Below are 20,412 nucleotides of genomic sequence, written 5' to 3'. Positions count from 1 at the left end.
CGAAAATGCTCTCGGCCCTATCTGGCGGGGGCCGTGCCTTGCGTCAACCGCTGATGCGTTCGACCTGGGCGCCGCAACGGCTGAGCTTGGCCTCCAGCGCCTCGAAACCGCGGTCGAGATGGTAGACGCGGTTGATCATCGTCTCGCCCTCGGCGACGAGCCCGCCGATGACCAGCGAGACCGAAGCGCGCAGATCGGTCGCCATCACCGGCGCGCCGGTGAGTTTCTCGACGCCATCGACATAGGCCGCGTCGCCGTCGAGCCGGATCTTGGCGCCGAGCCGGGCCAGCTCCTGCACATGCATGAAACGGTTCTCGAAAATGGTCTCGCGGATGCGCGAAGTGCCCTTGGCGATGGTCATCAGCGCCATGAGCTGGGCCTGGAGATCGGTCGGGAAGCCCGGGAACGGATCGGTGGTGACGTCGACCGGTTCCAGCGCGGCGCCGTTGCGGCGGACGCGAACGCCTTCATTGGTCTCGGAGACGTCGACGCCGGCCTGACCCAGCACATCGAGCGCCGCCTGCAGCAGGTCGGCACGCGCGCCTTCGAGCAGGACGTCGCCGCCGGTCATCGCCACTGCCATCGCATAGGTGCCGGTCTCGATCCGGTCCGGCAGCACGGCATGGTGCGCCCCGCCGAGGCGCGAGACGCCGCGGACGGTGATGGTGGAGGTGCCGGCGCCCTCGATCTTGGCGCCCATCTTCTCGAGGCAGGCGGCGAGATCGACCACCTCGGGCTCGCGCGCAGCATTCTCGATCACCGTGGTGCCGTCGGCGAGGACAGCAGCCATCAGCGCGGTATGAGTGCCACCGACCGTGACCTTCGGGAAGACGATCTCGGCGCCCTTGAGCCCCTTCGGAGCGCGAGCCAACGCATAGCCGCCCTCGATGGTGATGGTGGCGCCGAGGCGCTCCAGCGCCATCAGCAGGAGATCGACCGGGCGGGTGCCGATGGCGCAGCCGCCGGGCAGCGAAACCTTGGCCTCGCCCATCCGGGCCAGGATCGGCGCGATCACCCAGAAACTCGCCCGCATGGTCGAGACCAGCTCGTAGGGCGCGCAGGTGTCGACGATCTGGCGCGCGGTCAGCGCCACCGTCTGGCCGGTCTCGGCGCTCTGGCCGATGCGCTTGCCGGCGACCGAGCGGTCGACGCCATGATTGGAGAGGATGCGCGAGAGCGCGCTGACGTCGGAGAGCCGCGGCACATTGGTCAGCGTCAGCGTCTCGTCGGTGAGAAGGCTGGCGATCATCAGCGGCAGAGCCGCATTCTTCGCGCCGGAGATCGGGATCACGCCATTGAGGCGCTGGCCGCCGGTGATGCGGATACGGTCCATCGGGCTCGTCCTGCAGGATGACCGGCAGCGAGGCCGGCCGGAAAGGGTGGGATCAGGACCGGGGGGAGTCGGCCTGGGTGGGCGGCAGCATGTCCTCGGCCGTCGTTTCCGAGGCACGCCTGGCTCTTGCCTGCGCCTTGCGGCGCTTCAGATTCTCGCGGAGGGCGGCGGCGAGGCGCGCCCTTCTCTCATCCTCGGCTTCGGTCTGGCGGCTCAAGGCGTCAGCTCGTCGTGATGTCCGCAACCTTGCGGTAGCGGGCGTTGGTTCATGGTTAGCCGCTCGACCACGCCGGGACAAGGCCAGCCTGCGGCACGTCGTTCCTTGCACGACCGATTGCGGCACAACTGCGGCGTGACCGTTCTCCCGATGGTACAGCCTTGCTTCAGGCCGACCAGAGCCCTCGCCGCCCAGCGGATCGGCCCATCGCCGCCGGACGTCCCCAGACAACCCGCAAAGCGCTGCTGCGATTGGTAAAATTTTTACTATCTCGGCAACCCTGACCGACGAGTGATATGCTGGCACGCCCATTGCGTGCATCGACGACAGCGATAGCAGCGCCAGCAAGACAACCGAGAGATGCGGTTTCAGGCAGGGAACCAAGCTTCGCCTTAACGAACAAAACTTAACGAAATTAACCATTTCGGACAGTTTGCGTTTACAGGTTGTTAACTTTCTCTACCCTCGGCGGCGTCGAGGGGTGCGATACGAGGCGGAGACGGGACGATGTTTCAGAGCTATGCACCGACGGCGGACGGCCAGGCCGCTGCCGAGCTCGTCGATGGAGAGGTGATCGAGGCCATTCGCCAGCGGGCCGGCTTCCTGCCGGAGGTCCAGCTCGCCTATGAGCAGGAGCTGCGCCTGCTCTGGGTCACCATCAAGCCGGAGCTGAAGCCGGTCTTCACGCTGCAGCTGCTCGAGAGCCTCGGCAAAGTGCAGCAGGCGATCATCGATCTTTGGGGCGCGCCGGAACAGTATCACGCCGCGCCCGTGCGCTTCCTCGCCTTCCGCGGCACCGGTCCGTTCTTCACCCTCGGCGGCGACCTCGACTTCTATCTCGACTGCCTCGCCAAGAACGATCGTCCTGCTCTCGCCGAATATGCCCGGCTTTCGGTCGAAGACGCCCTGCGCAACGCCAGCGGTCTCAACGGCATGGCCGTCACCCTCTCGACGATCCATGCCAAGGCGATCGGTGGCGGCATCGATGCGCCACGCTCATGCAACATCATGATCGCCGAGGAGCAGGCCTCGTTCGTCTACCCGGAGATCAAGTTCAACCATTTCCCGATCACCGCCGTCGGCCTCCTGTCGCGCCGGATGGGCCCGCGCGCGGCCGAGCACATGCTGCAGTCCGGCGAGGAGATGAGCGCGACCGAGTTCCTGGCTGCAGGCGGACTGGAAGCGGTGGTGCCGACCGGCACCGGCGAGGACTGGATCCGCAAATACGCCGCCGACTCGCTGCCGATCCATGCGGCCCGCACCGCCCTGTTCTCGGCCTTCAACCGCCGCGCCGGCAACCTGCGCGAAGAGCTCGAATATCTCGGCCAGCTCTGGACCGACTGCATGCTGCGCCTGCACCCGAGCGCGATCTCCAAGCTGCAGCGCATCGCCCAGACACAGGACCGCATGCTGGCGCGCGTCTACCAGCGCGGCCCCGAGGATGCGTTCGCCCCCGCCGGCGCCGCCTGAGCGGGCAACGGAAAACCCGGCTAGTCGGCGTTCGCGTCGATCGCGCGACTCCGCCGCGTAACCCTCATGAAACTTTTACCTTTCCCTCTTAAAGCCGTTAGATGATGCGGCAAAGGATGGGCCTGTTCACCCGCCTCTCCAGTGACCGTCAAAAGGCAGGAGTGGATGGCGGGAGTGGCGAACCGGTTGCATAGCGCCAGCGCCGACAGAGCGATCGCGGAGCAGCCGGCCGGCCATGACGGCCGGAGCGCGGTCGACCTTGCCGACTATCGCCTGCTGGTCTCCTCACTGTTCTCGTCGCCGGGCTCGATCATCCCCGGCGGCATCGCCGGTATCCTGACGCCTTTCCTGTGCTGGGTGGCGACCAGGGCCGAGCTGTTCATGGCGCTGACGCTCTGCGTCGCGCTGGTCGTCGTCATGCGGATCATCACGGTGGTCCGCTATCGCAGGCTCGACCATTCCGAGGACACGCTCGGTCAGACCGAGCGCTGGGACAGGGAATACTTCTTCGGCGCGACCGTGTTCAGCGCGGTGCTCGGCTTCAGCTGCTATGCGGCGCTGGCCTGGACGGACGATGCCGCCGCCCACATCACTTCAGTGTCGTCGACAATCGCGCTCGCCTCCGGCTATGTCGCGCGCAATGCCGGGCGGCCGAAATTCGTCGCGGTGCAGTTGCTGACCTTCTGCGTGCCAATGGCGGTGGGCCTGATCCAGGCGCATAACCCTTACTACCAGTATATCGGCTATTTCGCGTTCCTCTATGTCGTCGCCAACATCGCGATCACCAACTCGCTGCACCGCAACCTGCTGGCACTGAGCGACGCGACCAAGCAGTCCAAGGCGCTGGCGACCGCGCTGCGCTCGCAGAACCTGACACTCGACGCCGCACTCAACACGATGATCCACGGGCTGGCGATGTTCGACCGCAAGCTCGACCTCGCGGTCTCGAACGCGCCGCACGCCGCGCTCTACGGCATTCCGGAGACACTCGCCTTGCCCGGCACGCCGATCAGCGCGATCGCGCGTTTCCTGGTCGAGCGGCAGGTGATGAACCCCGAGCAGGTCCGCGACATCAAGGCGGCGCTCGACGGCGTGCAGGCTACGCAGCAGGCCGCCATCTACGAATTGCAGTCGCGCAACGGGCGGATGCTGGTCGTCACCATCGCGCCCGCGGCCGAGGGCGGCGTGCTGATGCTGACCGAGGATGCGACCGAGCGGAAGGCGACCGAGGCACGCATCGAGCAGATGGCGCGCTTCGACGAATTGACCGGCCTCGCCAACCGCTTCGAGTTCAACACGCAGCTCGCCGATGCTTTCCGCCGGCAGGAGCGGACCGGCGAGACATTTGCCCTGCTCTATATCGATCTCGACGGCTTCAAGCAGGTCAACGACAATCTCGGCCACGACATCGGCGACCGGGTGCTGATCCAGACGGCGGCGCGGCTGAAGAGCGCGATCCGCCACAACGATCTGCTGGCGCGCTTCGGCGGCGACGAATTCGTGCTGATCCTGCCCGCGACCGATGTCGCGACGGTCCGGATGATCGCGCAACGCATGATCGAGGCGATGGACCGCGCCTTCGAGCTCGAGACCAAGACCGTCTACGTCACCGCCAGCATCGGCATCGCCCTTGCCCCCACCGACGGGACGACGCCCGCCGACCTGCTGCGCCATGCCGACACTGCGCTCTACAAGGCCAAGGCCGCCGGCCGCAACACCGCGACCTTCTTCGACCCGGCCATGGCCGAGGAGATGCTCGAGCGCCACGAGATCGAGGTCGATCTGCGCCAGGCCACCGCCGAGGGCGCGCTCGAGCTGTACTATCAGCCGATCATCGACCTGCGCACGCAGGAGATCGTGACGCGCGAGGCGCTGATGCGCTGGCGGCATCCGAGCCGCGGCATGGTACCGCCCGGCGTGTTCATCCCGATCGCCGAGCAGTCCGGCCTGATCGCCGGCATGGGCGACTGGGCGATCCGCCAAGCCTGCCGCGACGCGGCGAAATGGCCCGATGGCATCGGCGTCTCCGTCAATATCTCGCCGCTGCAGTTCCGCGAGCCGGGCCGCATCGTCGAGACCGTCAAGAACGCGCTGCTCCTCGCCCATCTCGCACCGGGCCGCCTGACGCTCGAAGTGACGGAATCGCTGCTGATCGAAGACAACAAGACGACGCTCGAGGTCATCAACGAATTGCGCGCGATCGGGGTCAAGTTCGCGCTCGACGATTTCGGGACGGGCTACTCCTCCCTCGCCTATCTCTCGACCTACCCGTTCTCGCAGGTGAAGATCGACCAGAGCTTCAGCCGCGACGTCAACAGCGACGAAGCCTCCAAGGCGGTGATCGAAGCGGTCTGCCAGCTCGCCCGGCGCCTGTCGATGAACGTTGTCGTCGAGGGCATCGAGACCGAGGCGCAACGCATGGCGGTGCAATTGCTCGGCGCCCAGCGCGCCCAGGGCTACCTGTTCGGCCGGCCGCAGCCGGTGTCGGCGTTCAGCAAGGGCGACGAGCCGCGCAAGATCGCCTGAGGCGCGCTCCACAACCGTCTTACCGGAATCGACCGCTTCCATCCTGCGATCACCACGTCGAACTTGATTCTGCCGCAACGGCACCGCATCTGCACGAGCGAGATAGCGACCGGGAGACGCGGCGTGAGCGAAACCGCCAGCCCAGCAACCAGCAAGGAGCCACTGACGCCGGATATCTGCGTCATCGGCGACGGGCCAGGCGGACTCGCGGTCGCGACGGCCGCCGCCCTGTTCGGCGTACACGTCGTGCTGATCCGGCAGGGCGGGAGCGCACGACCCGTCAACGAGGGAGCACGCGGCCAAGCCCTGCGTGCCGCGGCCGGGCAGATGCGAACGGCCGCCGACGCTACGCTCCTTGGTATCGCGCAGTCGGCGGGCGAGATCGATTACGGGCGCGTCCGGGTCCATCTCGACCAGGCCGCGGGCCGAGCGGCCGTGAACGAGTCCGATGAGCGCCTCACGGCCCTCGGCGTCCTCGTGCTCAAGGGCGATGCGCGCTTCCAGAACCGGCGCCAGCTTGCCGTCGGTGAGACGGTGATCAAGGCCCGGCGCTTCGTCGTCGCAACCGGTTCGCTGCCAGCCATGCCATCGATCCCCGGCCTTGCCGACCTGGGATGCCTGACCGAGGACAGCGTCTTCGACCTCGCGAAGCGGCCGGACCGGCTGATCGTGCTCGGCGGCACGGCGGCGGCCGTCGAGCTGGCGCAGGCGATGCGCGGGTTCGGCAGCGAGGTCGTGCTGGTCGCGCGCGAAGGCCTGCTGCCCGACGAGGATCCGGAAGCGGTCGGGGTGGTCCGGCGCGGCTTGCTGGCCGACGGCATCGCCTTGCACGAAAGCCGGCCGATCCTGCGCGCCGAATTGCACCGGCAGCGACCGCGCCTCCTGCTCGATGGCGATGTCCGGATCGACGGCACGCATCTCCTGGTCGCGAATGGGCGCAAGCCGAACATCGCTGGCCTCGAACTCGATCTCGCCGGGGTGCGAAGCGACGAGACCGGCATCATCGTCGATGCCTCGCTGCGCACAGCCAACCGCTGCATCTATGCCGTCGGCGATTGCGCCGGCGGCGCGGCCGCTGGAATGGCGTCCAGCCATGCCGCCCAGCATGAGGCCGGGCTCGTGCTCCGCAACGCCCTCTTCCGCCAGCCCGTCCGTTTGAGGCGCGAGCTCGTGCCACGCACTGTCCACGGCCGGCCGGAACTGGCGAGCGTCGGCCTGAGCGAGACGCAGGCACGGGCGCGAGGTGAGATCCGGGTGCTGCGCTTTCCCTTTGCCGAGAGCGGGCGCGCCCAGGCCGAGCAGCAAACGGAAGGGCTGATCAAGCTGGTAGCAGACCGCAAGGGCGGCATTCTCGGCGTCGTCATCGCCGGGGCGCGGGCGGCCGAACTGATCGTGCCGTGGGGGCTCGCCATCCAGAAGCGGATGAACGTCAGGGAGATGGCCGGGCTGATCGTGCCGTCGCAGAGCCTGTCGGAGCTGTCGCAGAAAACAGCCCTCTCCTTCCAGGCGCCGCTCGCGGCAAAGCCAGGTATTCGCCGTCTGATCGGCTTCCTGCGCCGTTTCGGATAGACTGGCTCTCGATGTCAGTGAGACGGTTCGATCCCAATACCCTGTCGATCAGCGTCGCGCGCGGGCCGACCCAGCTCGGCCTGTCGGCCAAGCTGCTCGTGCTCACCATCCTGTTCGTGATGCTGGCCGAGGTACTGATCTACCTGCCCTCGGTCGCGAACTTCCGGCGCAACTGGCTGAACGATCGGCTTGCGGCGGCACAGATCGCCGTGCTCGTGCTCGAAGGCTCACCGGCCGAAGGCTTGCCGGAAGGCAGCGAGGAACGGCTGCTCGCCGGCGTCGGCGCCTCCGCCATCGCCGCGCGCGTCGGCGGCGCGCGCCGGCTGCTCAGCCTCGATTCGATGCCGCACGAGGTCGCCAAGACCGTCGACCTGCGCGACCAGAGTTGGGTGCAGTCGATCGTCGAATCGGTGGCGACGCTGGTCAGCCCCTCGCATGAGATGCCGATCCGGGTGGTCGGACAGGCTGTCGGCGCCGCCGATTTCGTCGAGATCGTCATCGACGAGCGGCCGCTGCGCCACGCCATGCTGAAATTCTCGGTCAACCTGACGCTGGTCACCTTGATCATCTCGATCCTGACGGCCGGGCTGGTCTATCTCTCGCTGAACTGGCTGATCGTGCAGCCGATCCGGCACCTCGCCGCCAATGTCATGGAATTCGAGCACGATCCGGAGAATCCGCGCCGGATCATCGAACCGACCGAGCGCGCCGACGAGATCGGCGAGGCGCAACGGGCGCTGGCGCGCATGCAGGCGACGCTGGCCGACGACCTCAGGGCCAAAAAGCACCTCGCCGAACTCGGCCTCGCGGTCAGCAAGATCAATCACGACCTGCGCAACATGCTGGCCGCGGCGCAGCTGATGTCCGACCGGCTGACCGAGACGCGCGATGTGAAGATCCGTCGCTTCGCCCCGCGACTAATCGCGACGCTGGGGCGCGCCATCGATTTCTGCCAGGCGACGCTCGCCTATGGCCGGGCGATGGAGGCGACGCCGGCTCTGCGCGACGTGGCGCTGCGCCAGCTCGTCGCCGAACAGGCCGAGCTGCTCGGCCTTGGCGAGAACGGCACGATCGGCTTCGCCAACGAGGTGCCGGCCGAGGTGATTGCGCCTTGCGACCCCGACCAGATGGCGCGCGTGCTCTCCAACCTGATGCGCAATGCGATTCAGGCACTCGACAGCATCGCTGAAACCGGCGGACGGGCGCCGATTCTCAGGATCAGCGCCGGCCGGCGCCATGAGGAGATCATCCTGCGTATTGCCGACAATGGGCCGGGCGTGCCGCCGCGGGCGCGCGAAAACCTGTTCCAGGCCTTCCGCGGCTCGGTCAATCCCGGCGGAACCGGGCTCGGCCTCGCCATCGCCGCCGAGCTGGTGCGGCTGCATGGCGGGATCATCGCGCTCGAGCCGTCCGAGGTCGGCGCGGTGTTCACGGTGTCGCTACCGGTGCAGCGGGCTGCTGCCTGACCCCACAGTCCTCCGTTACTGGCTGGCCCAGATCACCCGCGCCATGAAGGCGATCTCGGCGAGAGCCAGTACCCGGTCAGGGTGCTCGGGGTTGAGCGAGGCGAGTTCGAGCGTCTTGGCGGTCTGGCGCCGGAGTTGCTTGGCCAGCACCTCGCCATCGACGGTCTTGACCACGACACGGTCGCCACGGCGGATCGCAGCGCCGGGCGAGACGATGATGGTGTCGCCGTCGCGATAGAGCGGCAGCATCGAATCGCCGGCAATCTCGAGCGCATAGGCCTTCTCATCCTGCAGGCCCGGAAAGGCGACCTCGTCCCAGCCGGAGCCGAGCGGGAAGCCGCCATCGTCGAAGAAGCCGCCCGAGCCCGCCTGGGCGAAGCCGATCAACGGAATCGTATGGGCAGGTGGCGCGCCGCGCCGGATGACGTTCATGAACTCGTCGAAGGAGGCGCCGGTGGCGGAGAGGATCTTGGCGATCGATTCGGTCGAGGGCCAGCGCTCGCGCCCGTCGGCGCCGATGCGCTTCGAGCGGTTGAAAGTGGTGGCGTCGAGCCCGGCCCTGCGGGCGAGGCCGGACGGCGTCAGGCCATAACGCTGGGCGAGCGTGTCTATCGCGCTCCAGATCTGATCATGGGACAGCATCGCGGTGAGGCCTCGATCTGATGGTGCCGACGCGGCGCATAGCGGGGATAGAATAGGAAATATCCCCTATTCAATAAGAATTCAATCTGCTTTCTGTGTCGACACATTGCGGCGTCCCATGATCGTGAGGAAACCCGGGACGGACGGAATGACGGCCAACCGAAAAAATCGGGACCGCAACTCGGCGCGACACGCTTTCCCCTTTTGCCGGCGGCCGTCAGGCGATATGTCCGGCGGCATGCCGCTCGTCTACAAGATCTGTCCCGAAGCGCTCTGGCGCGAAGCCGAGGCCGCAGGCCTCTTCCGGGGAGCACCGGTCGACCTCGCCGACGGCTTCATCCATTTCTCGACCGGTTCGCAGGTCCGCGAGACAGCAGCCCGGCATTTCGCCGGCCAGGACGATCTGCTGCTGATCGCCTTCGACGACGCCAGGTTCGGCGAGGCCCTGCGCTACGAGCCCTCGCGCGGCGGGGCGCTGTTCCCGCATCTCTACGCCACGCTCGACCCCAGGCAGGCGCGCTGGATCGCGCCGCTGTCGCTGGGCGAAGCCGGCCATGTCTTCCCGGAGGATGTCGCGTGATCGGAGCGCTGTTCGGCCTGGCGCGGCCGCTGATCCACAAGCTCGACGCCGAGCAGGCGCACCGGCTGACGATCGCGGCGCTGGCGGCCGCACCGCCGCTGCGGCCGGCAGCCGATCCGCCGTCGCTCGCGGTCGAGGCCTTCGGCCTGCGCTTTGCCAACCCGGTCGGTCTCGCCGCGGGCTTCGACAAGCATGGCGAGGCGGTCGACGGCGCGCTCGGGCTGGGCTTCGGCTTCGTCGAGGTCGGCGGGGTGACGCCGCTGCCGCAGCCGGGCAATCCGCGCCCGCGCGTCTTCCGCCTGCCGGAGGACGAGGCGGTGATCAACCGCTACGGCCTCAACAGCGAGGGCATGGAGGCGGTCGCGGCGCGGCTGGCCGCGCGCCGCAAGAAAGGCGGCCTCGTCGGCGTCAATCTCGGCGCCAACAAGGATTCGGCCGATCGCAGCGCCGATTATGCGGTGCTGGCGGGCAGACTCGCACCGCTTGCCGATTTCCTGACCGTCAACGTCTCCTCGCCGAACACGCCGGGCCTGCGCGACCTGCAGGCAGAGAGCGCGCTCGACGACCTGATCGCACGTACCCTCGCCGCCCGCGACGAAGCCGCCGCCGGGGGCAAGCCGACGCCGGTGCTGATCAAGATCGCACCCGACCTTTCGATGCCCGAGCTCGACGGCATGGTCGCGGTCGCCCGCCGCCGCAAGATCGACGGCATGATCGTCTCGAACACGACGATCGCCCGGCCTGATAGCCTGCGCAGCGCCAGCAAAGCCGAGACCGGTGGCCTCTCGGGCAAGCCGCTCTTCGTGGCCTCGACCCGCATCCTCGCCGAGACGTTCCTGCGCGTGGAACGCCAGTTCCCGCTGATCGGCGTCGGCGGCATTCACTCCGCCGAGACAGCCTTCGCCAAGATCCGGGCGGGGGCGAGCCTGGTGCAGTTCTATTCGGCGATGGTGTTCAAGGGGCCGGGGCTGGTCGGCGAGGTCAAGCGCGGGCTCGACATGCAGGTGCGCAAGGCCGGCCTGCCGCGGCTCGACGCGCTGGTCGGGCGCGATGCCGAGGCGATCGCGCGCGGGGAGACCTTGTAAAACCTACCGCTTCGAGGCGAACAGCCGGCTGATCAGCCAGAGGGGCACGACGACCAATGCGCCGGCGAGCGCCCAGCCGCCGACCTCGCGGACCGCGTCGAAGCCCATGTCGGTGAGCGAGCGGACGAAGCGCAGCGCCGAGTCGAAGAGGCCGCGCGGCGACAGGCCGAGAAAGGCCATGGCCGCGCCGACCAGCAGCGAGATGAAGAACAGGCGCACGAGGACGCTGAGGACGGAACCGCCCAGGAAACGCTCGGTGCCACCGCCATTGGCCATGGAAATCCCCTTCGGATCGACCGCGAGAGACAAATCAGACCCTGCTTGAACCGGGCCTGAACGCCGTCGTCAACCGCCGTGCGCTCAGCTCGTCGCCGAAGCACCCTGCGCCGCCCAGCCGGCGCCCGCGATCTTGGCGGCGGCGATCACGGCCTGGGTGCGGCTGTCGACGTTGAGCTTGGTCAGGATCGCCGAGACATGCGCCTTGACCGTCGCCTCGGAGACGCCGAGCTCATAGGCGATCTGCTTGTTGAGCAGCCCCTCCGACAGCATCATCAGCACGCGCACCTGCTGCGGCGTCAGAGTCGCCAGGCGACGGACCATGTCGGCGGTCTCATGATCGACCGGGGCGGAGAGATCGACACCGGGCGGGGTCCAGACGCCGCCATCAAGCACCGCCTGGATCGCCTCGCCCATCTGCGCGACCTCGGCGGTCTTGGGCAGGAAGCCGAGCGCACCGAACTCGATGCAGCGGCGGATCACGGCCGGATCGTCATTGGCCGAGACGACGATGACCGGGATCTCGGGATAGGAGGCGCGCAGGAAGAGCAGGCCGGAAAAGCCCTGCACGCCCGGCATGGAGAGATCGAGCAGGATGAGGTCGATGTCCGAAGCTTCGGCGAGGGCCTGGCCGAGCGCCTCGAGCGAACCGACCTCGCTGATCTCCGAACCTGCCAGCCCATGCGAGACCGCCTGGCGCAAAGCGCCGCGAAAGAGCGGATGATCGTCGGCGATCACGATCCGGGTCGACGGCTGGCGACTCATTGCAGGCGTTCCTCGCATCCTTGCGGTCAGTTTGACCTCGCATGTGCGTGATCTCAAGCACAACCACCTTCGGCGGCCGATATTCAACGCGGTCCTCCGGCGGGATCGCATACGTCAACTGCCGGCAAGCTATCGGCGGCTTCTATAGTCCTACGCCTTAAGTCGGCATTCTTTCGGCCAGTGCACTGCATTAACCTAGGAGTGGGCAGCTGGGGCAGCGGGCGCGATTCGCGACAAAATCCGGCAGTCGCTATAATATAATATAACAAAAAATAGCCATGGAGGGAGATTTTTCATGAATTCACCCGACGAGAGCAAGCACTGGGATAAAACCAGCCGCCTCATGATCACGATGATGAGTATCTGGTTCTTCTTCGGCTTCGTGATCCATATGTTCGTCAATCAGTTGAATACAATAAAAATATTTGGATTTCCGTTCGGATACTACATGGCAGCCCAAGGCTCCCTGATCGTATTCGTCGCGATGCTGTTCTGGTTCGCCAAAGCCCAGGACAAGATCGACCGCGAATCCGGCTTCGCCGAAGACGAGTGAGGGGAAACCGGTCATGACAGCGCAAGCAACATCCCGAAGTGGGGACTTCACCTCGAACCTCGGCCGCATCTACGGCATCTACACCGGCGGCTTTGCCGCCTTCATCATTCTGGTCGCGATCCTGGAGAGGGCCGGCGTCCCCAACCAGATCCTCGGCTACATGTTCGTCGGCTTCACGGTCCTGGTCTATGCCTTCATCGGCATCGTCTCGCGGACCGTCCAAGTGTCCGAATATTATGTCGCGGGCCGCAAGGTCCCCGCCTTCTACAACGGCATGGCGACCGGCGCCGACTGGATGTCGGGCGCCTCGTTCGTCGGCATGGCGGGCTCGCTCTTCCTGCTCGGCTATGACGGGCTCGCCTTCGTGCTCGGCTGGACCGGCGGCTATGTGCTCGTCGCCGTGCTGGTCGCGCCATTCCTACGCAAGTTCGGCGCCTATACCGTCCCCGACTTCCTGGCCGCGCGCTATGGCGGCAACACCGCCCGCATGCTCGGCGTCATGGTCCTGCTCGCCTGCTCCTTCACCTATGTGGTGGCGCAGATCTTCGCGACCGGCCTGATCGCCCAGCGCTTCCTCGGCATGGACTTCGTCGTCGCGGTCTATGTCGGCCTGCTCGGCATCCTGGTCTGCTCGATGCTCGGTGGCATGCGCGCCGTCACCTGGACACAGGTCGCGCAGTACATCGTGCTGATCGTCGCCTATCTCGTGCCGGTGGTGATCCTCTCGGCGAAGAAGTTCGGCCTGCCGATCCCGCAGCTAACCTATGGCTCGGCCATCGCCGAGATCACAGCGCTGGAGCAGAGCTTCGTCGCCAAGGGCCTGGCGACCGAAGCCGTCATGGCGGCCAAGGCGCATACCACGCCGTTCAACAGCTATTCCCCGGCCAACTACTTCGCGCTGATCCTCTGCCTGATGGTCGGCACCGCCTCGCTGCCGCATGTGCTGATGCGCTACTTCACCACGCCGTCGGTGCGCGATGCGCGCATGTCGGTGGCCTGGTCGCTGCTGTTCATCTTCCTGCTCTATTTCACGGCGCCGGCCTATGCGGCGTTCTCGAAGCTCGAGGTCTATTCGACCCTGATCGGCAAGAACGTCGCCGACATGCCTGCCTGGGTGTTCACCTATGGCAAGCTCGGCCTGGTGACGATCTGCGGCAAGGCCGCCGACAGCGTCGCCACCATCACCGCCGCTTGTCAGGCCCTGCCCGGCCACGCCGGCGTGCTGCGCCTCCAGGATTTCGGCATCAACACCGACGTGGTGGTGCTGTCCACGCCGGAGATCGCCGGCCTGCCCTATGTCATCGCCGGACTCGTCGCCGCCGGTGGCCTCGCCGCCGCTCTTTCGACGGCCGACGGGCTCCTGCTCGCCATCGCCAACGCGCTCTCGCACGACATCTACTACAAGATGATCGACAAGAACGCGCCGACGGCACGCCGGCTCATCGTCTCTCGCGTCCTGCTCGTTGTGGTGGCGGTCGCCGCAGCCTGGACGGCCTCCAAGCGGCCGGCCGACATCCTGGCGATGGTCTCCTGGGCATTCTCACTGGCCGCCGCGGGGCTTTTCCCGGCGCTGGTGCTGGGCATCTGGGACAAGCGGACCAACCGTGCCGGCGCGATCGCCGGCATCATCGCCGGCTTCGGCATCTGCCTGTTCTACCTCGTCGTCACCCGCTACTTCCCGGGTCATGGCGCCGCCTATTTCGGGATGAGCTCGCTGCTCAACCCCGTCACCGGCGCGCCGCTCGTCGATGTCGCCAAGGCGCTGGCCGCGCCGAACGGCATGGAGACCTGGGTGGCGGGCACGCACCCGCTTGCCTCGAAGGTCGGCTGGTTCAACATGAACAACATCTCGTCGGCGATCTTCGGACTGCCGGTCGGGTTCATCGTGATGTTCGCGGTGTCGCGCCTGACCGCTGCGCCGTCGCAGGAGTTGCAGGACTTCGTCGACAACTGCCGGCGCCCGCGCGGCGGCACGATCATGGAAGAGAAGACCAGCTGATCGCGGTCTGATCGCTCATCGCTCGCGAGGGGGCGGGACCTTGTCCCGCCCCCTTCTTGTCCACATCGCCAGAGCGGGATGCGAAAAATGGCAACGGTTCCTCGCATCCTGCTCTAACTCTGTGTGAGAGGCGGCATCCCGCTCTCATCGCATCGACCTGCCCCGGAGTATCGCGCGTGGCCCAGGAAGCCGGCTTCTGGCTGTTCCATCTCCCGAATATCCTTCTGGCGGCGATGATCTACACGCTGATCGGCCGCTACATCCTGTCGCTGTTCTTTCCGCCCGACAGCGACAAGGTGATCTGGACCGTGTTTCGTCAGGTCACCGATCCCATCCTCGACGCCGTCCGCGTGATCACGCCGGCCATCGTGCCGGCACCGCTGGTCAACATCTTCGCCGTCGTCTGGCTGCTGCTGGCGCGGATCGCCTTCTATTTCCTGATCCGATCGCTCGGCCTCCTGCCGACGGTCACCGGAGTGGCCTCATGACGGACGATCGCGAAAAGCTCATTCGCCAGGACGGGCTGCTGATCGGCATCGCCGGCGCCTCCCTCCTGTCGGGCATGCATTTCTCTCCTTTCTTCGATCCGGCCTTCGTGCTGGTGAAGTTCCTGGTGGCACCGGCGTTCTTCATCTCCTCGCCGCTGCTGCTGTTCTACTTCACCTCGCTGCTCGTCTCGGTGGCCTGCCTGATCGTGGCGGGGGTCCCGGCAGCGCTCTATGAGCGCGCCAGGCATCCGGGCACCAGCAGCGGCACCTCGCTCGGCATCTGGCTCGCCGGTTTGCTCGTGCTTGCTGCTCCGGTCTTCTTCGGCATGGCCGGATAGTCACGAAAGGGTGATTTCGAAGCGGCGCGGCACTGGTCCAATCTGGACCTATGCTGCAATGCGGAAGAGCGCCATGCCGCCCGACCTGATACGCCGGCTGCGGCTTTGTGCCGAGATCTCGACCGCGCGGGCCTGCGGTTTCTCCGGGCTGGCGACGCTTTGCCTGATGGTCGGTCTGTCGAGCAGCGTCGCGACCACCCTCAAGGCCGGCGGCTATTCGGCTCTGCTCGTCGCCTGCGTGCTGTTGATGATGGCCCAGCGGGCCCGGAGCCGACCGTTCAAGCGCACCGAGCTCTGGCTGATGCTGGACGATAGCGAACGCCCGCCGGAGGCGCTGGCCCAGCAGCTTCTCGGGGAGGTCCGCCGCGCCACTTTCCTGCGCTTTGCCGCCTATCACGCGCTCGCGGCGGCGGTGATGCTGGCCGGCGCCTTCCTGGCGACCGCAAGCCGCTTCTGAGTCACGGCCCCGCCGGCAGCAGCGCCTCCAGCGTCTCGATCCGGTCTGCCTCGCCCGGCGGCTTGTCCCAGCGGATGCGGTTGATCCGGGGAAAGCGCATGGCAATGCCGGATTTATGCCGCGTCGAGCGCTGCAGCCCCTCGAACGCCACTTCGAAGACGAGACCGCTTGAGAGCGTGTGGATCACCTCGCGCACCGGCCCGAAGCGGTTCAGTGTATTCTTGCGGACATATCGGTCGATCTCGAGCAGTTCCTCGTCGGTGAAGCCGAAATAGGCCTTGCCGACCGGCACCAGCTCGTCCGCGCCCGCCTCCCCGACCCGCCAGACCCCGAAAGTGTAGTCGGAATAGAAGGAGGAGCGCTTGCCGTGGCCGCGCTGGGCATACATCAGCACGCAGTCGACCAGCCGGGCATCGCGCTTCCACTTATACCAATAGCCCTTCGGACGGCCGGGCAGATAGGGCGAATCGAGCCGCTTGATCATGCAGCCTTCGACCGCCTCGGCATCGGCGCCTGCCCCGGCAGAAGCCGGGTCGGCGCGGGCTTCCGTCAACTCCTCCCAGTTCGCGAAGGTAATGCGCGGCGAGAGATCGAAGCGGGCGCTGTCGAGCCGGCCGAGGAACGCTTCCAGCCTGGTACGCCGCTCGGTGTAGGGATGGGCGCGCAGATCGTCGTCGGCTTCGGCCAGGAGGTCGTAAGCGCGGATATGGGCGGGGAATTCGGCCAGCATCCTGGCCGTGACCTGCTTGCGGTTGAGCCGCTGCTGCAGCGTGTTGAAGCTCTGGACAACGCCGTCGCGCATCACCAGCAATTCGCCGTCGATCGCACCATCCTGCGTCAGTGCCTCGGTCAGATCAGGAAAGGCGCCACCGATCTCCTCGCCGGTGCGGGAGTAGAGCCGGACCACGCGGCTGCCATCAGCGCGCGTGCCGGCGACGGCCTGGACGCGGATGCCGTCCCATTTCCATTCGGCGGCGAATTCGCTGGCATCGAGCTTGTCGAAATCGCCGTCCTCGATCGCATGCGAGAGCATGACCGGGCGGAACGGTGCCGGATCGGTCGCCTCCGGCCGCGGCGCCCTGCCCTCCAGCCAGGCGAAGAGCGCGGTGTAAGGAGGCTCCAGCCCATGCCAGACCTGCTCAACCTCGTCGGCCGGAATGCCGCCAAGGCTCGCGGTCGCCGTCTTGGCGAGGCGGGCGGAGACGCCGATGCGCAGGGCCCCGGTGATCAGCTTGAGCAGCGCCCAGCGCCCGGTCTCGTCGAGCGCATCGAGCCAGGAGGCGATCAGGCGCGGCATCTCGGTCTTGCCGGACTTTTGCAGGCCGGCGACGACATCGGGCAGATGCGGCACATCGTTGGCGCCATGCCTGGCCGGCCACATCAGGGCGACCGTCTCGGAGAGATCGCCGACATAATCGTAGGAGAGCGCGAACAGCACCGGATCGACGCGCTCGGCGATCAGCGCGCGGATCAGGCCGGGCTTGGCGTTCTGGAAGACCAGCCCGCCGGTCATCGCCGCCAGCGCATAGCCACGGTCGGGATCGGGCGTGGTGCGCAGATAGTCGGCGATCAGCGCGAGCTTGCCGTTGCGGCGCGGCTCATAGGCGAGGCGGTCGAGCAGCCAGGCGAAGCGGTTCATAGGACTGCCTCAGCCGGCTTGGCGTCGGGCTCGGCCTCGCCTTCGTCGCCATAGCCGACGAGGTGGAGCGGCATGCCTTTCAGGCCGACGGTGCCGCACCAATGCGCCAGCGCCTCGGCCTCGCCATGGGTGATCCAGATCTCGTTCGCCTGGACCTCGCGGATCGTCGCCTGGAGATCGTCCCAATCGGCATGGTCGGAGATGATCAGCGGCAGTTCGACGCCCTTCTGGCGCGCCCGCGCCCTGACCCGCATCCAGCCAGAGGCGAAGGCGGTGACCGGATCGGGAAAGCGGCGCGACCACAGGTCCTGGATCGCGCTCGGCGGGCAGATGACGATCTCGCCGGCAAATGCCTTGCGTTCCTCGGCCTTGCGCTCGCCCGGCTCGATCTTGCGGATCTCGCCGAGCGGGATGCCCTCTGCCTGGTAGAGCTCGGTGATCTTCTCGACCGCGCCATGGATGTAGATCGGCCGCTCGTAACCGGCCTTGCGGATCAGCGCCATCAATCGCTGCGCCTTCCCTAGCGAATAGGCGCCGACGATATGCGTGCGGTCGGGAAAGAGCCGGACGGAATCGAGCAATTTGGCGGTCTCGGCATGGGCCGGCGGATGGCGGAAGACCGGCAGGCCGAAGGTCGCCTCGGTGATAAAGACATCGCAGGTGACAGGCTCGAAGGGCGCGCAGGTCGGGTCGCGCTCGCGCTTGTAGTCGCCGGAGACGACGATGCGCAGGTCCTTGTGCTCGACCACGATCTGGGCGGAGCCGAGGACATGGCCGGCCGGGACGAAGCAAAAATCGACCGCGCCGATGCGGACGGTTTCACCGGGCGGCGCTACCTGCTGCGAGCCGGTGAAGGCCTCGCCATAACGCAGAGCCATGATCGCCAGTGTCTCCCGGGTTGCCAGCACGGCGCCATGGCCGGCGCGGGCATGGTCGGAATGGCCATGGGTGATCAGCGCCCGTGCCACCGGGCGAACCGGATCGATGTAGATGTCGGCCGGCGGGCAATAGAGCCCGGCCGGGGTCGGCGTCAGGAGATCGGAAGGCTTCATCGTCTGGCCAGTGTCATGCACCTTCGCTAAACCCGCAGCATGATCGAAAAGGGCAGCAGCGTGTACTCCGCCAGTTCCGGGGACGAGCGTCTCGACCGTCGCTATGCCTGGGCCGAGGCGGCATTGAAGGATGGCGATCCGCAGGCGGCGATCGACATCCTCGATCAAACGCTCGCCGAGAACTACGGTTTCACCGCCGCCTGGCATCTCTATGGGCTGGCGCAGGAAGCGCTCGGGCACAATGAGGAGGCTGCGACCGCCTGGCGGCAATGCCTCGATCTCGACCCGAACGACCATGTCGGCGCCAAGCTCGACCTCGCCCGTATCGGCGCGCTCGCGGCCGAGCAGGCGACGTCGGAGAATTTTTCAGGCGCGCTGTTCGACGGCTATGCCGAGCGCTTCGACAGCCATCTCGTCGGCACCTTGCAATACCAGGCGCCGGCACTGCTGAAGGACGCTCTCGCCCGCCACTGCCAACAGGCCGGCCGGCCCTTCCATTTCGAAACGGCCTATGACCTCGGTTGCGGCACCGGGCTGATGGGCGAAGCGATCCGCGCCGAGATCGAGTTTCTCGCCGGCTGCGATCTCTCGCCGCGCATGATCGCCAAGGCGCAGGCCAAGACGCGCGAAGATGGCAGCCCGCTCTACGACAAGCTCGCGACCGCGGGCCTCACCGCCTTCCTGGCGAGCCGGCCCGATGTCTCGGCCGACCTCGTCATCGCCGCCGACGTCTTCGTCTATCTCGGCGACCTCGTGCCAAGCTTCCACCAAAGCGCGCGAGTGCTCAAAGCGGGCGGCCTCGTCGCCTTCACCGTGCAGAGCCATGAGGGCGAAGGCATCACAGTCGGCCAGGACCGGCGCTTCGCGCATGCCGAGAGTTGGGTCAGAGAGGCGCTCGTCGAGGCCGGACTGAAGCCGGCGCTCGTCGAATCGCAGAGCACCCGGATCGATCGCGGTCAGCCGGTGCCGGGATTGCTGATCATCGCCAAGCGTTACTGACCCGCAAAGTCCGGCAGGCCCTCAGGCAGCCTCCGAACGCATGTCACCGGCATCGACCCCCTCGACAGCGCGCAGGGCCGGGATGGCGAAATCGGTAAAGGCGCGTACGACCGGACGCATGAAGCGCACCGACGGGAAGACCCAGAAGGCCTCGGTCGGCTTGACCTCGTAATCCGGCAGGATGCGGACGAGCCGACCTGAAGCGAGCTCATCCGCGACGAGAAGCTGCTGTACCGGTCCGGCGGCGTGGCCCGACAGCAAGGTCGCGACGATCGTCTCGGCAGCGTTCGTGCGCATGATTGGCCGCACAGGCACGTCGACGCTCTCGTTTCCGCGACGCAACAACAGCACGTCGCGCGGCGAGAGCAGCGTCGGCGTGGTCACAATGTCGATCTCGGAGAGGCGTGCGGGCGTCTCGACCGGCCCCGAGCGCTCAAGGAAACGCGGCGCCGCGACCAGGATGCGACGCACCAGGCCGAGGCGCCGGACGATCAGTTCCTGCCCGTCCGGGCGGCCATATCTGAGCGCGAGGTCGAACCCCTCATGGACCAGGTCGATCGTACGGTTCTCCAGGACAAGATCGATGGTGACCGTGGAATAGCGCGCCTGAAAGGCGAGCGCGATCGGATGGAGGTGCCTCGCGCCGATGCAGGACGGCGCGTGCACGCGCAGCGGCCCTTCGATCGTGCCCATCTCATGGCGAACGCCCTCCAGCGCCGCGTCGATGGTAGAAAGCGCGCTCCGGCTGGCCTCGTAAAGCGCCTTGCCCTGCACGGTCGGCCGGACCATGCGGGAAGAGCGCTCGAGCAGGCGCGCGCCGACATGCCGCTCGAGATTGCGCAGATGCTTAGTGACAGCCGGCTGCGATACACAGAGGTCACGCGCCGCTGCCGTGACCGAGCCGCGCTCGACAGTGCGCACGAAGGCTCTCAGGGCGGCGGCGATATCCATGCATAGC

At 66.9% G+C, this 20,412-nt stretch carries 20 protein-coding genes; 12 read left to right on the top strand and 8 right to left on the bottom strand.

Annotated elements, in window-relative coordinates:
* Window positions 1–43: 43 nt before the first annotated feature.
* Window positions 44–1,333 (bottom strand): UDP-N-acetylglucosamine 1-carboxyvinyltransferase, encoded by a 1,290-nt coding sequence (murA, locus tag ACQKLX_RS15760; RefSeq protein ID WP_427362506.1) that lies wholly within the window; start codon window positions 1,331–1,333, stop codon window positions 44–46.
* Window positions 1,334–1,385: 52 nt separating this feature from the next.
* Window positions 1,386–1,550 (bottom strand): hypothetical protein, encoded by a 165-nt coding sequence (locus ACQKLX_RS15755; RefSeq protein ID WP_427362505.1) that lies wholly within the window; start codon window positions 1,548–1,550, stop codon window positions 1,386–1,388.
* 507 nt (window positions 1,551–2,057) lie between these two features.
* Here ACQKLX_RS15755 and ACQKLX_RS15750 point away from each other — a divergent pair.
* The 4 genes from ACQKLX_RS15750 to ACQKLX_RS15735 all read left to right on the top strand — a co-directional run bounded on the left by ACQKLX_RS15750 (window position 2,058) and on the right by ACQKLX_RS15735 (window position 8,581).
* On the top strand, window positions 2,058–3,020 hold the full coding sequence (locus tag ACQKLX_RS15750; RefSeq protein ID WP_427362504.1) for an enoyl-CoA hydratase-related protein: 963 nt from the start codon (window positions 2,058–2,060) through the stop codon (window positions 3,018–3,020).
* Between the two features lie 174 nt (window positions 3,021–3,194).
* The gene (locus ACQKLX_RS15745) at window positions 3,195–5,546 is read left to right on the top strand and encodes a putative bifunctional diguanylate cyclase/phosphodiesterase (protein WP_427362503.1); all 2,352 of its coding nucleotides are present in this window, start codon (window positions 3,195–3,197) and stop codon (window positions 5,544–5,546) included.
* 123 nt (window positions 5,547–5,669) lie between these two features.
* On the top strand, window positions 5,670–7,115 hold the full coding sequence (locus ACQKLX_RS15740; RefSeq protein ID WP_427362502.1) for a dihydrolipoyl dehydrogenase family protein: 1,446 nt from the start codon (window positions 5,670–5,672) through the stop codon (window positions 7,113–7,115).
* Between the two features lie 11 nt (window positions 7,116–7,126).
* Window positions 7,127–8,581, top strand: coding sequence for a sensor histidine kinase (locus ACQKLX_RS15735; RefSeq protein WP_427362501.1), 1,455 nt, complete (start codon window positions 7,127–7,129; stop codon window positions 8,579–8,581).
* 15 nt (window positions 8,582–8,596) lie between these two features.
* Here the strand turns inward: ACQKLX_RS15735 and ACQKLX_RS15730 are convergent, their stop codons facing one another.
* Window positions 8,597–9,223 (bottom strand): S24 family peptidase, encoded by a 627-nt coding sequence (locus ACQKLX_RS15730; RefSeq protein ID WP_427362500.1) that lies wholly within the window; start codon window positions 9,221–9,223, stop codon window positions 8,597–8,599.
* Window positions 9,224–9,461: 238 nt separating this feature from the next.
* Between ACQKLX_RS15730 and ACQKLX_RS15725 the strand changes: the two genes are divergently transcribed.
* Window positions 9,462–9,803 (top strand): DUF952 domain-containing protein, encoded by a 342-nt coding sequence (locus ACQKLX_RS15725; protein WP_427362499.1) that lies wholly within the window; start codon window positions 9,462–9,464, stop codon window positions 9,801–9,803.
* Window positions 9,800–10,888, top strand: a complete 1,089-nt coding sequence (locus ACQKLX_RS15720) for a quinone-dependent dihydroorotate dehydrogenase (RefSeq protein ID WP_427362498.1) — start codon at window positions 9,800–9,802, stop codon at window positions 10,886–10,888. Before ACQKLX_RS15725 ends, ACQKLX_RS15720 begins: the two co-directional genes overlap by 4 nt.
* Window positions 10,889–10,891: 3 nt before the next feature.
* Here the strand turns inward: ACQKLX_RS15720 and ACQKLX_RS15715 are convergent, their stop codons facing one another.
* Complete coding sequence (locus tag ACQKLX_RS15715; protein ID WP_100961135.1) at window positions 10,892–11,164, bottom strand: DUF6460 domain-containing protein; 273 nt, start codon at window positions 11,162–11,164, stop codon at window positions 10,892–10,894.
* Between the two features lie 84 nt (window positions 11,165–11,248).
* A complete protein-coding gene (locus tag ACQKLX_RS15710; protein WP_427362497.1) occupies window positions 11,249–11,929 on the bottom strand; it encodes a response regulator in 681 nt (226 codons plus the stop codon).
* A gap of 295 nt (window positions 11,930–12,224) precedes the next feature.
* Between ACQKLX_RS15710 and ACQKLX_RS15705 the strand changes: the two genes are divergently transcribed.
* The 5 genes from ACQKLX_RS15705 to ACQKLX_RS15685 all read left to right on the top strand — a co-directional run bounded on the left by ACQKLX_RS15705 (window position 12,225) and on the right by ACQKLX_RS15685 (window position 15,764).
* Complete coding sequence (locus ACQKLX_RS15705; RefSeq protein WP_092154960.1) at window positions 12,225–12,482, top strand: DUF4212 domain-containing protein; 258 nt, start codon at window positions 12,225–12,227, stop codon at window positions 12,480–12,482.
* A gap of 13 nt (window positions 12,483–12,495) precedes the next feature.
* A complete protein-coding gene (locus ACQKLX_RS15700; protein ID WP_427362496.1) occupies window positions 12,496–14,481 on the top strand; it encodes a sodium:solute symporter family protein in 1,986 nt (661 codons plus the stop codon).
* Between the two features lie 176 nt (window positions 14,482–14,657).
* Window positions 14,658–14,969, top strand: coding sequence for a hypothetical protein (locus ACQKLX_RS15695; RefSeq protein ID WP_427362495.1), 312 nt, complete (start codon window positions 14,658–14,660; stop codon window positions 14,967–14,969).
* Window positions 14,966–15,307, top strand: a complete 342-nt coding sequence (locus tag ACQKLX_RS15690) for a hypothetical protein (protein ID WP_427362494.1) — start codon at window positions 14,966–14,968, stop codon at window positions 15,305–15,307. Before ACQKLX_RS15695 ends, ACQKLX_RS15690 begins: the two co-directional genes overlap by 4 nt.
* Window positions 15,308–15,380: 73 nt before the next feature.
* Window positions 15,381–15,764, top strand: a complete 384-nt coding sequence (locus tag ACQKLX_RS15685; protein WP_427362493.1) for a hypothetical protein — start codon at window positions 15,381–15,383, stop codon at window positions 15,762–15,764.
* Window position 15,765: 1 nt separating this feature from the next.
* Here ACQKLX_RS15685 and ACQKLX_RS15680 read toward each other — a convergent pair whose 3' ends face one another.
* Window positions 15,766–17,403, bottom strand: coding sequence for a cisplatin damage response ATP-dependent DNA ligase (locus tag ACQKLX_RS15680; RefSeq protein WP_427362492.1), 1,638 nt, complete (start codon window positions 17,401–17,403; stop codon window positions 15,766–15,768).
* Window positions 17,400–18,455, bottom strand: coding sequence for a ligase-associated DNA damage response exonuclease (locus ACQKLX_RS15675; RefSeq protein WP_427362491.1), 1,056 nt, complete (start codon window positions 18,453–18,455; stop codon window positions 17,400–17,402). Before ACQKLX_RS15675 ends, ACQKLX_RS15680 begins: the two co-directional genes overlap by 4 nt.
* 60 nt (window positions 18,456–18,515) lie before the next feature.
* Between ACQKLX_RS15675 and ACQKLX_RS15670 the strand changes: the two genes are divergently transcribed.
* Window positions 18,516–19,454 carry a methyltransferase gene (locus ACQKLX_RS15670; protein ID WP_427362490.1) on the top strand — a complete coding sequence of 313 codons (939 nt, stop codon included), beginning with the start codon at window positions 18,516–18,518 and terminating at the stop codon, window positions 19,452–19,454.
* A gap of 21 nt (window positions 19,455–19,475) precedes the next feature.
* On the opposite strand, the gene ACQKLX_RS15665 is transcribed toward ACQKLX_RS15670, so the two are convergent.
* Window positions 19,476–20,405: a LysR family transcriptional regulator gene (locus tag ACQKLX_RS15665; RefSeq protein WP_427362489.1), complete on the bottom strand. Its 930-nt coding sequence runs from the start codon at window positions 20,403–20,405 to the stop codon at window positions 19,476–19,478.
* Window positions 20,406–20,412 lie beyond the last annotated feature (7 nt).

The sequence above is a fragment of the Allobosea sp. NPDC003192 genome (genome assembly GCF_050275675.1).
In the GTDB taxonomy this organism is placed as follows: domain Bacteria; phylum Pseudomonadota; class Alphaproteobacteria; order Rhizobiales; family Beijerinckiaceae; genus Allobosea.
Note: the sequence above shows the minus strand (reverse complement) of the source record. Positions and strands in the feature narration are given on the sequence as shown.

Coding starts and splice junctions, on each gene's coding strand:
- murA (WP_427362506.1), bottom strand. CDS start 1,333: ATGGACCGTATCCGCATCACCGGCGGCCAGCGCCTCAATGGCGTGATC.
- ACQKLX_RS15750 (WP_427362504.1), top strand. CDS start 2,058: ATGTTTCAGAGCTATGCACCGACGGCGGACGGCCAGGCCGCTGCCGAG.
- ACQKLX_RS15735 (WP_427362501.1), top strand. CDS start 7,127: ATGTCAGTGAGACGGTTCGATCCCAATACCCTGTCGATCAGCGTCGCG.
- ACQKLX_RS15730 (WP_427362500.1), bottom strand. CDS start 9,223: ATGCTGTCCCATGATCAGATCTGGAGCGCGATAGACACGCTCGCCCAG.
- ACQKLX_RS15725 (WP_427362499.1), top strand. CDS start 9,462: ATGCCGCTCGTCTACAAGATCTGTCCCGAAGCGCTCTGGCGCGAAGCC.
- ACQKLX_RS15715 (WP_100961135.1), bottom strand. CDS start 11,164: ATGGCCAATGGCGGTGGCACCGAGCGTTTCCTGGGCGGTTCCGTCCTC.
- ACQKLX_RS15710 (WP_427362497.1), bottom strand. CDS start 11,929: ATGAGTCGCCAGCCGTCGACCCGGATCGTGATCGCCGACGATCATCCG.
- ACQKLX_RS15705 (WP_092154960.1), top strand. CDS start 12,225: ATGAATTCACCCGACGAGAGCAAGCACTGGGATAAAACCAGCCGCCTC.
- ACQKLX_RS15700 (WP_427362496.1), top strand. CDS start 12,496: ATGACAGCGCAAGCAACATCCCGAAGTGGGGACTTCACCTCGAACCTC.
- ACQKLX_RS15690 (WP_427362494.1), top strand. CDS start 14,966: ATGACGGACGATCGCGAAAAGCTCATTCGCCAGGACGGGCTGCTGATC.
- ACQKLX_RS15685 (WP_427362493.1), top strand. CDS start 15,381: ATGCCGCCCGACCTGATACGCCGGCTGCGGCTTTGTGCCGAGATCTCG.
- ACQKLX_RS15680 (WP_427362492.1), bottom strand. CDS start 17,403: ATGAACCGCTTCGCCTGGCTGCTCGACCGCCTCGCCTATGAGCCGCGC.
- ACQKLX_RS15675 (WP_427362491.1), bottom strand. CDS start 18,455: ATGAAGCCTTCCGATCTCCTGACGCCGACCCCGGCCGGGCTCTATTGC.
- ACQKLX_RS15665 (WP_427362489.1), bottom strand. CDS start 20,405: ATGGATATCGCCGCCGCCCTGAGAGCCTTCGTGCGCACTGTCGAGCGC.